At 69.3% G+C, this 12,317-nt stretch carries 10 protein-coding genes and 1 riboswitch; of the genes, 7 read left to right on the forward strand and 3 right to left on the reverse strand.

What is annotated here, in order from left to right; all coding sequences use genetic code 11:
• Nucleotide 1: 1 nt before the first annotated feature.
• Nucleotides 2-83, forward strand: a riboswitch (ZMP/ZTP riboswitch).
• 27 nt (nt 84-110) lie between these two features.
• The 5 genes from glyA (at nt 111) to cydB (ending at nt 6,213) form a co-directional block, all read left to right on the forward strand.
• Nucleotides 111-1,376 (forward strand): serine hydroxymethyltransferase, encoded by a 1,266-nt coding sequence (gene glyA / locus ACYQ78_RS27680; protein WP_459803856.1) that lies wholly within the window; start codon nt 111-113, stop codon nt 1,374-1,376.
• A 410-nt stretch (nt 1,377-1,786) separates the two neighbouring features.
• On the forward strand, nt 1,787-2,887 hold the full coding sequence (gene rsgA / locus ACYQ78_RS27685) for a ribosome small subunit-dependent GTPase A (RefSeq protein ID WP_459803857.1): 1,101 nt from the start codon (nt 1,787-1,789) through the stop codon (nt 2,885-2,887).
• An 82-nt stretch (nt 2,888-2,969) separates the two neighbouring features.
• Nucleotides 2,970-3,593 (forward strand): phosphoribosyltransferase, encoded by a 624-nt coding sequence (locus ACYQ78_RS27690; protein WP_459803858.1) that lies wholly within the window; start codon nt 2,970-2,972, stop codon nt 3,591-3,593.
• Between the two features lie 24 nt (nt 3,594-3,617).
• Nucleotides 3,618-4,991: a cytochrome ubiquinol oxidase subunit I gene (locus ACYQ78_RS27695; protein WP_459803859.1), complete on the forward strand. Its 1,374-nt coding sequence runs from the start codon at nt 3,618-3,620 to the stop codon at nt 4,989-4,991.
• A 220-nt stretch (nt 4,992-5,211) separates the two neighbouring features.
• Nucleotides 5,212-6,213, forward strand: coding sequence for a cytochrome d ubiquinol oxidase subunit II (gene cydB, locus ACYQ78_RS27700; RefSeq protein WP_459803860.1), 1,002 nt, complete (start codon nt 5,212-5,214; stop codon nt 6,211-6,213).
• A gap of 39 nt (nt 6,214-6,252) precedes the next feature.
• Here the strand turns inward: cydB and ACYQ78_RS27705 are convergent, their stop codons facing one another.
• The 3 genes from ACYQ78_RS27705 to ACYQ78_RS27715 all read right to left on the reverse strand — a co-directional run bounded on the left by ACYQ78_RS27705 (nt 6,253) and on the right by ACYQ78_RS27715 (nt 9,165).
• Entirely contained in the window at nt 6,253-6,567 is a 315-nt protein-coding gene (locus ACYQ78_RS27705; RefSeq protein WP_083958275.1) for a WhiB family transcriptional regulator, read from the reverse strand.
• 117 nt (nt 6,568-6,684) lie between these two features.
• Entirely contained in the window at nt 6,685-7,563 is an 879-nt protein-coding gene (locus ACYQ78_RS27710) for a sucrase ferredoxin (RefSeq protein WP_459803861.1), read from the reverse strand.
• 102 nt (nt 7,564-7,665) lie between these two features.
• Entirely contained in the window at nt 7,666-9,165 is a 1,500-nt protein-coding gene (locus ACYQ78_RS27715) for a glycerol-3-phosphate dehydrogenase/oxidase (RefSeq protein ID WP_459803862.1), read from the reverse strand.
• Nucleotides 9,166-9,255: 90 nt separating this feature from the next.
• Between ACYQ78_RS27715 and ACYQ78_RS27720 the strand changes: the two genes are divergently transcribed.
• A complete protein-coding gene (locus tag ACYQ78_RS27720; protein WP_459803863.1) occupies nt 9,256-10,755 on the forward strand; it encodes an FAD-binding oxidoreductase in 1,500 nt (499 codons plus the stop codon).
• A 20-nt stretch (nt 10,756-10,775) separates the two neighbouring features.
• Nucleotides 10,776-12,287, forward strand: a complete 1,512-nt coding sequence (locus ACYQ78_RS27725) for a metallophosphoesterase family protein (protein WP_459803864.1) — start codon at nt 10,776-10,778, stop codon at nt 12,285-12,287.
• Nucleotides 12,288-12,317 lie beyond the last annotated feature (30 nt).

Below are 12,317 nucleotides of genomic sequence, written 5' to 3' on the forward strand. Positions count from 1 at the left end.
GTGAAGGTCTCGCTACTGGCGCTATGAGGTGGGGCACCACCGGGGAGCGGAAACCGCGTCGGCCGTGCGCCTGGGTCGACGCAGTCGTCGAATTCCGAGGAAGGCGCTCTATGTCCGAGAACTCGCTCAACGCCGTCGACCCCGAGATCGCCGAACTGATCACGGCCGAGGAACGCCGCCAGATCGACACGATCAAGCTCATCGCCTCGGAGAACTACGTCTCCAAGGCGGTCCTCCAGGCCACCGGCACGGTGCTGACCAACAAATACTCCGAGGGCTACCCGGGCAAGCGCTACTACGAGGGCCAGCAGGTCATCGACCAGATCGAGACCCTGGCCATCGAGCGGGCCAAGTCGCTGTTCGGCGTCAACCACGCCAACGTTCAGCCCTACTCGGGCTCGCCCGCCAACCTCGCGATCTACATGGCCTTCCTCCAGCCCGGCGACACCGTCATGGGCATGGGCCTGCCCTTCGGCGGCCACCTGACCCACGGCTGGTCGGTCTCCGCCACCGGCAAGTGGTTCAACCCGGTCCGCTACGGCGTCCGCCGCGACACCGGCATGGTCGACATGGACGAGGTCCGCGAGCTCGCCCTCAAGGAGCGCCCCAAGCTGATCTTCTGCGGCGGCACCGCCATCCCCCGCACGATCGACTTCCCGGCCTTCGCCGAGATCGCCAAGGAGGTCGGCGCCGTCCTGGCGGCCGACATCGCCCACATCGCGGGCCTGGTCGCCGGTGGCGCCCACCCCTCGCCCGTCGGCCACGCCGACGTGATCTCGACCACGACCCACAAGACCCTGCGCGGTCCGCGTGGCGCGATGCTCATGGCCACCTCCGACGAACACGCCACCGCCCTCAACAAGGCCGTCTTCCCCGGCCTCCAGGGCGGCCCCCACAACCACACCACCGCCGCGATCGCGGTGGCGCTGCGCGAGGCCGCGACCGACGAGTTCAAGGACTACGCGCGCCAGATCGTCGTCAACAGCCGGGCGCTGGCCGAGGAACTGCTCGGCCGCGGCTTCGACCTGGTCTCGGGCGGCACCGACAACCACCTGATCCTGATGGACCTCACGCCCAAGGGCGTCGGCGGCAAGCCGGCCGCCCAGGCCCTCGACAAGGCCGGGCTCGAGACCAACTACAACTCGGTGCCGTTCGACACCCGCAAGCCCTTCGACCCGTCGGGCATCCGCATCGGCACCGCCGGCGTCACCAGCCGCGGCATGGGCGCCACCGAGATGCGCCAGATCGGCGCCTGGATCGACCAGGTCGTCACCGCCCTGGCCAAGGGTGAGGACGAGGCGAAGCACACCATCGTCCGCGTCCACTCCGAGGTCCGCGAACTGACCACCCACTTCCCGGCCCCGGGCCTCAGCTAGTCACATACCGAGCAAGCCCCGGTCTCCCAGAGGAGACCGGGGCTTTGTCGTACCCGGAAATTTCTGGATTTGGGGAGGCGGCACGGGGAGGCGGCACGGGGAGTTGACGCGAACAGGGTGCGTGGAGGTGGAACGGGGAGGGCGAGAGAAAGTGGCGGGAAGAGGGCGCGCGGGGAGTATCCGCAGGTAGTCGGCGGTGGGGAAGTCGGGGCGTGCGGCGAGGGGAAAATGCGTTGCGCGGGTCGTTCGGGGGTGCGTATCGTTCTGCGAGGCCGGAACGAACCGGCTCTGTTCCTTCAGGGAGGTGGCGACAACATGCGGGTCTTTCTCCTGAGCATGCCGTCCATTCACCTCCGGGCCGCCCGCTGACGCACGCGGGGCCTGTTTCATCCTGAAGGGTTTCACCCGAAGTGTTCTTCAACCCGATCGTTTTCGACCTTTCTCTTCTCGGCTGGGACGACTCCCGCGCGCTTCCCGCCGACACGATCCCGGCCCGGGTCTCGCAGGTGCACCGCGGCGCGGCCGAGGTCATCACCGAACAGGGCCAGTTCCAGGTCCACTACGGCGCCCGGGTGCGCCGCTCCTCCGCCGCCGACCCGACCACGCTGCCCTGCGTGGGCGACTGGGTGGCACTGAGGCTCCTCGCCGAGGGCCGCTACGAACTCGACGAGGTGCTCCACCGCACCACCGCCTTCGTCCGGGGTGGCGTGTCCCGTGACTCTCGCGGGGGACTGTCGGGCGACGGACAGGGCCAGGTGCTGGCCGCCAACGTCGACGTCGTGTTCGTCGCCGAACCGGCCATGCACGCCACCGACTTCGCCGACCTCGGCCGGATCGAGCGCCTGACCGCGCTCGCCTGGGAGAGCGGCGGCACCCCGGTCGTCGTGATCACCAAGGCCGACCTGTTCGACCAGGGCCTCGACGACCTCCTCGACGACGTCAGGAACGCCGCCCCGGGCGTCGACGTGCACGCCGTCTCGTCGTTCACCGGCGACGGGGTGGAGGCGATCCGCTCCTACCTGATGGGGTCGCGGACCGCCGTGATCCTGGGCGCCTCCGGCGCCGGCAAGTCGAGTCTCGTCAACGCCCTGGCGGGCGGCGACGTGATGGAGACCCAGCAGGTCAGAGCCGGTGACGGACGGGGCCGCCACACCACCGTGCACCGGGAGCTGATCCCGCTGCCCGGCGGCGGCATCGTCATCGACACCCCGGGCATCCGGCGGGTCGGCCTGTACGACATCTCCGACGGCGTCGACCGGGTGTTCTCGGAGATCGAGGACCTGGCCGAGCAGTGCCGGTTCGACGACTGCGCGCACGGCTCGGAGCCGGGCTGCGCGGTCCTGGCGGCGCTGGAGAGCGGCGAACTGCCGGAAAGGCGGCTCGAAAGCTGGCGCAAGCTCCAGCGTGAGGCCGCCTGGATGGCCCGGCGCAGCGACGCCAGGCTCCAGGCCGAGGAGACCAGGAAGTGGAAGATCATCCACAAGAGCGTCCGCGGCCGCAACCGCCCGTAGAAAGCGGTGACACGCGGCGGTCGGCTTCGGCCCATGTCAACCCGGCCGCGATCGGTTCGCCAGGGTGGGTACACCCCGAAAGGTGGACCTTTTCCCGGATCGCACGGCCGCCGGCGCGCTCCTCGCGGACGCGCTGGCGGGTGTGCCCGCCGACATCGTGCTCGCCCTGCCGCGCGGGGGCGTGGCCGTCGGGGCCGTCGTGGCGACGGCGCTCGGGGTGCCCCTCGACGTCCTGGTGACGCGCAAGCTGGGGCACCCGCTCCAGCCCGAGCTGGGTCTGGGCGCCATCGCCGAAGGGGGCGAGCCGGTCTATGACCACACGATGCTGCGCCGCACCGGCATCCGCGAAGACGATCTCGCGGATGTCGTGGCGGCCGAACGCGCCGAGCTGGCCCGTCGGGTGATGGCCTACCGCGACGGGCCGTTCCCCGACCTGCGCGGACGCGCGGTGATCGTGGTCGACGACGGCCTGGCCACCGGCGGCACCGCCCGCGCCGCCCTGCGCGCGGTCCGGTCGAAGGAGCCCAGCCACGTGACCCTGGCCGTGCCGGTCGGTGCGGCGGCGGCCGTCAGCGCGCTCAGGCGGGAGGCCGACGAGGTGGTCGCCGTCGTGGCGCCCGAGGAGTTCGGTTCCGTCGGTAGCTGGTACGAACGGTTCGAGCAGCTCACCGACGACGAAACCCGGGCGTGCCTCCGTTCCGTGTGATCAACGGTCACTTACGGTGACTGGGTGGACGTTGTGGATCTGGCGCGGTGGCAGTTCGGCATCACCACGCTCTACCACTTCCTTTTCGTCCCCCTCACGATCGGTCTGTCGCTCCTGGTCGCCCTCCTGGAGACGGCCTGGGTCCGCACCGGGAAACTCGTCTATCTGACCGCGACGAGGTTCTGGGGCCGACTTTTCCTGATCAACTTCGCGCTCGGGCTGGTCACGGGCATCGTCCAGGAGTTCCAGTTCGGGATGTCCTGGAGCACCTACTCGCGGTTCGTGGGTGACGTGTTCGGGGCGCCGCTCGCCATCGAGGCGCTGCTGGCGTTCTTCCTCGAATCCACCTTCCTCGGGCTGTGGATCTTCGGGTGGGATCGCCTGAACAAGGTCGTCCACGCCCTGTGCATGTGGGCGGTGGCGTTCGGCACCGCCGCGTCCGCCTATTTCATCCTCGCGGCCAATTCGTTCATGCAGTGGCCGGTCGGGTTCGTCAACAACGGCACCCGGGCCGAGCTGACCGACTTCGGCGCGGTGCTCACCAACAAGGTCGCGGTGGCCACCTTCCCGCACGTGCTGATGGCGAGCTGGCTGACCGCCGGGGTCGTGATGATGTGCTTCAGCGCCTACCACCTGGGACGCAGCCGCAACGTCGAGGTGTTCCGGCCGTCACTGCGGCTCGCGCTGGTGACCACGGTGATCGCGGGGGCGGGGCTGGCCTACACCGGCGACTCGCTCGCCAAGGTGATGACGCAGACCCAGCCCATGAAGATCGCCGCCGCCGAGGCCCTCTACGAGACCGCCGAACCCGCGCCGTTCTCGCTGTTCACGATCGGCAACCTGAGCGGCACCGAGCCGCTGTTCTCGATCGACATCCCCGGACTGTTGTCGTTCCTGGCCACCGGCAGCTTCGACGGGCGGGTCCAGGGCATCAACGACCTTCAGGCCGAATACCGGCAGAAATACGGGCCCGGGAACTACGCGCCCTATGTGCCGATCGCCTACTGGGGCTTCCGGCTGATGATCGGGTTCGGGCTGCTGGCCGCGTTCATCGGCCTCTGCATGCTGTGGCTGACCAGAAAGGGCCGGCTGCCCCGGAAACGCTGGATCTGGCGGGTGGCCACGTGGGCGGTCGTGCTGCCGTTCCTCGCCAACAGCGCCGGCTGGATCTTCACCGAGATGGGCCGCCAGCCCTGGATCGTGTTCACCCAGCTCAAGACCGCCGACGCCGTCTCACCGAGCATCGGTCTCGGCCACATCATCGCCTCCCTGACCGCTTTCACCCTCCTGTACGGCGCCCTCGCCATCGTCGAAATGCGCTTGATGTACGTGTTCGGCACCGCTGACCCGCCCGAAGCACAGCCCGACCCCGAGCCCGAACCCGCCCTGGCCTATTGAATCGCCCGGCGCCATAGCCAGGCCCGCCCGCTTGCCCGCTCTGATCTGCCCGCCCCGACCAGCCTTGACCGCCTTGACCTGCAAGACCGCCCTGGTCCGCCCGACCCGCCGACCCGCCCGACCGCCTTGACCCGCCCGACCGCCTTGACTTGCCCAATCACCCTGATCCGCCCGATCGTTTCGCCCGCCTGACCCCGGTAGGCACCCGGAAAGGACATCCGTGACGCTCAACGACCTCTGGTTCGCCGCCATCGCGGTGCTCTTCGTCGGTTACTTCGTGCTGGAGGGCTTCGACTTCGGGGTGGGGGTGTTGTTGCCGTACATCCCGAAAGACGAGCGCGAACGACAGGTCATGGTCGGCACGGTCGGGCCCGTCTGGGACGGCAACGAGGTCTGGCTCATCACCGCCGGAGGGGCGCTGTTCGCCGCCTTCCCCGAGTGGTACGCCACCCTGTTCAGCGGTTTCTACCTGCCGCTGCTGCTCATTCTGCTGGCGCTGATCGTGCGCGGGGTGGCCTTCGAATACCGGGGCAAACACGACACCAAGCGCTGGCGGCGCAATTGGGACCGCTGCCTGTTCTGGGGTTCGCTGATTCCCGCGTTCCTGTGGGGCGTCGTCTTCGGAAACATCGTGCGCGGAATCGCCCTTGATTCCCGGCATGAGTTCGTCGGGTCGTTCTGGGACTTCCTGAATCCGTTCGCCCTGCTCGGCGGGTTGACGACGCTCGCCCTGTTCGTCACGCACGGCGCGGTCTTCCTGGCGCTGAAGACGCGGGGGAGGGTCCGCCGGAAGGCGAAGGGCGTAGCGGAGAAAACGGGGGTCATCGCGGCGGTTCTGGCCATCGCGTTCCTGGCCTGGGCACAGGTCATGGAAGGTTCATGGGGGAGCGCCGGGATCGCGGCGGTCGCGATCGTCGCGTGGGCCGCGGGGATGGTGGCCAACTTCTTCGGCCGGGAGGGCTGGGCGTTCCTCGGCTCGGCCGTCGCGATCGGAGCGGCGACGATCAGCCTTTTCGCGGCGCTCTATCCCGATGTGCTGCCGTCGACGGTGAGTTCGGAGAACGGCCTGAACATAGAAAACGCCGCGTCCACGCCGAAGACCTTGCAGATCATGACGTGGGTCACGGTCGTGTTCCTGCCGCTGGTGCTGCTTTACCAGTCGTGGACCTACTGGGTGTTCCGCCGCCGCATCGGTGTACGGAACATCCCAGCAAGCCACTGACCAGGGAGGATTGGCGAAATGCCGGGGAGGTGGAGAGATCTAGGCGACGGCGCTGATGCCGGCGCTCGCGGCGCGACGCATCCGGCGGCGGCGCTCCGAGGCGCGCTCGTCTTCGTTCAGGCCACCCCAGGTGCCGTACTTCTCAGGGCGGGAAAGCGCGTAGTCAAGACACTCCGCGCGGACCGGGCAGCCGCCACAGATGGCCTTTGCCTTACGTTCGCGGATGTCACGCTCCGGCTGGCGCTCCCCGTCAGGGCCGAAGAACAGCACGAGGTCCTCTCCCCGGCACGCGGCATCATCCTGCCAACCCCAGCTGGGGCGGGGGCGGGCGAGCTGCCGACGTACCTGAGACATGAGAAACCACCTTTGGTGAGAAGAGGTATTTCAGTGTTTGTGCCGCAATGGACGCTTATGGGTTCCTCTTTTGCAACGCGAGGAGCGTCCGTGGTGTTCCCGGCTTCTTGCGAAGCCTCAGGTCAAAGCCGGGGTGAGCTGCTTGAGCTCGGCCAACCTGTAGGTCGTGATCTCTTCGGCGCAGGCGAAACCACACGGTGCCGCGAACACCGAAGGCTCGACCACTACCCGAAAACGGGACGTTCCACCAGGCGCGTTGGTTTGCACAACGCACACGGTGGAGTCACCTTCCGACCGGGAGGATTCCACGGCCACTCCGCCGACCGAGAGCTCGCCGGTGTGTGACCGGACGAAATGCTCGGCGGCTTGCGATGGCTCAGGGAGACCCGCGCGCCCCCGGAAACGGTCAAGAACGATCTTGCCGTCACGGTAGGCGTTTGCTGCCACGATCGCGGCAGCCTCAGACATGCTGCCGTAGTAAAGCCCGTGTGGCAAGCACACGAGGTTGGCGGCGTATCGATCGCCACCAACATGTGTGGTTTCCCACACATTTCCCGGCTCTTTCCGGGAGAGTGATCTCGCGATCGGGAGACCAAAGCGGGCGCAGCACGCGTTGCGCTTGGCGTGCGTGCAGACCAGAAATACCGGCTCACTCACAAGTATGCAGGACTCGGGAAGCGCTCCGTCCACAAGTGCGCCCAGGTCAAGATCGTCTGGGTGGTCGAGCCAGGCTTCGGCAAGCCAGGGGTCGTTCCCCGTGGACGATCCGACGAAAACGTGCAGCGGCTTGGGGCCCTGAGTGGTCTCACGGTCGGGACGGCGGATGAGCTGCGAGCGGATGCCGAGAGCGGTGGCACGGTCGATGAGGGCCAGCACGCTCTGCGGAAGGCGGCATTCGGGCAGATACGCGGCCCACGGGCCGTTGTGCTCGATGAGGAGCCAGCGGCGGGCGCCCACCGTGGCGCTGGCGAGCACGGGAGCCTCGCCCGTGTGCATCGCCCCACCGGCGTGGTCGCACCCCTTGCCCATTGCCCCGATCCGTCCTTCGTGATCATCTCAGATTAGGTAATCCTAACCTTAGACGATGTTGTCAAACGTTCAGGCCTCAAGTGACAGAACGTGGCGTGCCACTTTCACGGCCGTTTGGCGGTCTTCTGCAATCAACCCGATTCGGGTACGCCTGTCCAGGAGGTCGTCTTCGTCGAGCGCCCCCTCGTGGCGGACCGCCCACACCAGTTCGGCCCAGGTCGTGGCCCCGCCCGGGATGACCCTCGCGCCCAGTGCCCGGTTCGACGCGATGAGGGCGGTGATGTCCTCGGCCTCCGAGCCGTAGCGCTCGACGAGCCGCCACGGCGCCCTGATGCCACGCGGCGTGGCGCCGACGAGGGGGAGCCGCGCGGTCGTGCTGCGCCGGGCCTGCGGGCAGGCGGCGTCGACGGCGTCCTCAGCCATCCGGCGGTAGGTGGTGAGCTTGCCGCCGACGACGGTCACGACGCCGTCCTTGCCCTTGAGCACCGCGTGGCGCCTGGACAGGTCGGAGGTGCGGCCGGTGCCCGCGTCGAGGAGCGGACGCAGGCCCGCGTGCGCCCCGGCGACCTGGTCGCGGGTGACCGGGCTCGACAGTACGCCGTTGAGTACGCCGAGCAGGAACTCCACGTCGCTCTCGGGGACCTCGGCCACGTCGGGCACCGGACCTTCGACCGGTTCGTCGGTCAGCCCGACCAGGACATGGCCGTCGCTCTGCGGCAGGACCAGCAGGAACCGGCTCGACTCGCCGGGGATCGGCACGTGCAGACCGGCCTTCAGCGGGCCCAGCGTGCCCTCCCGGAGCACCAGGTGGGTGCCGCGCGAGGGCCGCAGCGCGATGTCGTGGACGAGTTCGCCCGCCCACACGCCCGTGGCGTTCACCACCGCCCTGGCCCTGACCGTGAACACGTCGCCGGTGAGTTCGTCGCGCACCTCGGCGCCGTCGGCGGCCAGGCCCAGCGCCCGGCAGCGGGTCAGCACCCGCGCGCCGTGCCCGGCGGCGGTGCGGGCCAGCGCCACGACCAGGCGCGCGTCGTCGACCACCCGGCCGTCGTGGGAGCGCAGCGCGCCCCGTAACCCGTCGGCCGCCAGCGCCGGGACCAGGTCGAGCGCCTCGCCCGCGTCCAGCCGCGACGGACCTGGCACCAGCTTCTTCGGGGTGCCCGCGGCGGCGCGCAGCACGTCGCCCAAGCGGTAGCCGGTCATCACCTTGCGGGCCGTCCCGGCCGAGACCGCCGGGGTGAGCGGCAGCAGGAACGGCTGCGCCTTCACCAGGTGGGGGGCGGTGTGGCGGAGCAGCACGTCGCGTTCGGCCGCGCTCTCGCGGGCCAGCCCGATCTGTCCCGACGCCAGGTAGCGCAGGCCGCCGTGGATGAGCTTCGAGCTCCAGCGGGAGGTGCCGAAGGCCAGGTCGTGGGCGTCGACCGCGACCACCGACAGCCCGCGCGCGGCGGCGTCGAGCGCCACCCCCGCCCCCGTGGCGCCGAGGCCGACGACGAGGAGGTCGGCGACCTCGTCCCGCGCGTCGTCGAGATCGTGGGCACGGCGGACGGCGTTGAGCGAAGACTCCATGAGGTTCCTTGATCGGGTCGGGCTTTACCCTTGGGTAACCTAGCGAGAGGCCGGCATCCTGTGGAGACTCCGAGAACCCCCCTGCAGCCCATGCTCTGGTCGGGCTGGGGTGATCCCGGCAGGGCGGTCGGCGTCGACCCCGCCCTGCGGGAACTGCTCGCGGAGGCGCTGGGTGTCACACCGCTCACCGGCGAACCGGCGGGCTTCGGTGATGTTCGGCTCCCCGCAGCCGAGCTGTCACCCTTCGTGCTGGCCTCGTTGCGGTCCATCGTAGGCGCAGACCATGTGCGTACCGATGCTGATGCTCGCATCCGCCACACGAGGGGCAAATCCACACCAGATCTGCTGAAGATGCGCATGGGGGACGGTTCCGACGCCCCCGACGGCGTCGTCCTGCCGGGGTCCCACCACGAGATCGCCGAGGTGCTGCGGCTGTGCACCGCCGAGAAGGTCGCCGTGGTGCCCTTCGGCGGCGGCACGTCGGTCGTCGGCGGCGTCACGGCGCAGCGCGACGTGTTCGCCGGAGTGATCGCGCTCGACCTGCGGCGGCTCGACAGACTGGTGTCGGTCGACGACGAGTCGATGCTGGCCGAGCTCCAGCCGGGGCTGCGCGGGCCGCAGGCCGAGGAACTGCTCAACGGCCACGGGCTCACGCTGGGCCACTTCCCGCAGTCGTGGGAGTACGCCACCCTCGGCGGCTTCGCCGCCGCCCGCTCGTCGGGCCAGGCCTCGTCCGGATACGGCCGCTTCGACGACATGGTCGAGGGCCTGACCGTGGCGACCCCGGCGGGCGACCTCGAACTCGGCCGGGCGCCGCGCTCGGCCGCCGGGCCCGACCTGCGCCAGCTCATCCTGGGCTCCGAGGGCGCGTTCGGCGTGATCACCTCGATGCGGCTCCGGGTGCGCCGCCTGCCCGCCGAGCGGAAGTGGGACGCCTGGCGCTTCCCGTCGTTCGAGGAGGGCCGGAACGCGATGCGCCAACTGGCCCAGGAACGCCGCCTCCCGGCGGTCATCCGCCTGTCCGACGAGACCGAGACCATGATCGGCGGCGGCTCGGGCTGCCTGATGGTCATCGGGTACGAACACGGCGAACCCCCCACCTTCCCCGGCGCCGGCCACTTCGGGGCCGAGCCCGCCAAGCGCTGGGCCGACGGCCGGTTCGCCGCCCCCTACCTGCGCGACGCGCTCCTCGCCGCCGGAGCGACCGTGGAGACCATCGAGACCGCCACCCACTGGTCAGGCCTTCCCCGGCTCTACGAGGCCGTCAAACTCGCTCTGGAGGCCGCGCTGGGCCGGGCGATCGTGATGTGCCACATCTCCCACCTCTACGAGACCGGCGCGTCCCTCTACTTCACCGTCGCCACGGCCTCCGGAGACGACCCGCTGGCCCGCTGGGAGGCCGCCAAGGCCAAGGCGAGCGAGGCGATCGGGCTGGCCGGGGGCACCATCACCCACCACCACGGCGTGGGCCGCGACCACCGCGCCGCCTACGCCGCCGAGATCGGTCCCGTCGGCGTCACCGTCATGCGGGCGATCAAGAAAAGTCTCGATCCGGCAGGGATTCTCAACCCCGGTGTCCTGATCCCCTGAAGTCGAGCAAGATTGATTCCATGGCGGACATCGGCGTCGAGGCTGCGGCCGCGCGCGGGAAGCTGGTCTCCTCACGGATCTCCGAACACGGCGCCGGATGGCATTGCCAGGAGATCGGGACCTTCCAGGCGTTGCGTCCCAATACGAACTCCTTCTCCTGGTTACATCCGAAGACCCTGTGGCGGTCGCGCAACGAGATCCTGGCCGGGATGCTGGGCGACCCGTCCTCGGAGGTGCGGCGGCGCTGGGTCGCCTCGATGCGGGAGAACGGCGCCGATCCCGATTTCCGGATCGTCCGCCCGATGGGCCCCGAATACTCGTTCATCGTCATCGGCGACACCGGTGAGGGCGACGCCTCGCAGTACGCCGTCGTCCCCGGCCTGCTCAAGATGGGCGAGAAGACCGAGTTCGCGGTCGTCGCCAGCGACGTGATCTACCCGACCGGCGCGGCGAGCGACTACTGCGACAAGTTCTTCCGCCCGTTCAAGGACTACGACGCCCCCATCTACGCCATCCCCGGCAACCACGACTGGTACGACGGCCTCGGCGGCTTCATGCGGGTGTTCTGCGGCGCCAGGCCGCTCACCGTCGAGAAGGAGGGCTTCAAGCTCTCCCCGGCCGGGCTGCGCGGCCTGCTCTGGAAGAAGCCCGAGCCGATCGACGAACCCGCCCTCGCCGAGGCGTGGAAGATGCGCGGCCGGCCGACGCAGCAGGCCACGCAGCCCGCGCCCTACTGGGTGCTCGACCTGGGCGAACTCGTGGTGGTCGGCATCGACACCGGCATCACCGGGTCGATCGACCGCGAACAGGGCGAATGGCTGCGCCACGTGTCGTCGGCCGACGCCCGGCCGAAGATCCTCATCACCGGCAAGCCGATCTACGTCCGCAACGACTACAAACCGTGCCCCATCGAGGGCGGCGGGACCGTCGACGAGATCGTCAGGGACCCGGCGCACAACTACGTGGCCGCGATCGGCGGCGACGTCCACAACCACCAGCGGTTCCCCGTCATGGTCGACGGCCGGGTGATCCAGTACATCGTCTCGGGCGGCGGCGGCGCGTTCATGCACGCCACCCACACGATCCCGCGCGTCGACAAGGTCCACGAAGACGACTTCCGCTGCTACCCGCTGCGCGGCGACTCGCTGTCGTTCTACAGCCTGCTCTACTCGCGGAAACTGCGGATGAAGTGGCTCTACCTGACCCCCGAGGAAGCCGTGACGCTGATGTCACGGCAGATCGGCAACGAGCCGGTACGCGACACCCCCGAGGTGAAGATCACCGCCCGCATGAAGTGGGCCGCCCGCCTGCTCGGCGGCTGGCCGATGCCCTTCCACCTGCCGGTCGGCCGCTTCTTCCACCGCTGGATCTCCGAACTGACCGACTGGGACACCCCGCCCTTCTTCAAGAGCTTCCTGCACATCTCGGTCACCCCGGGCGAACTCCGCATCCGCTGCTTCGCCGCGACCGGCTGCCTGGCCCAAGAGCTTGAGCCGCCCCTTGAGGACGAGGTGGTCATCCCGCTCGTCTGAGCGCACCGGCTCGGGTCCGCTCATGTCGGT

The organism is Herbidospora sp. RD11066 (genome assembly GCF_054661255.1).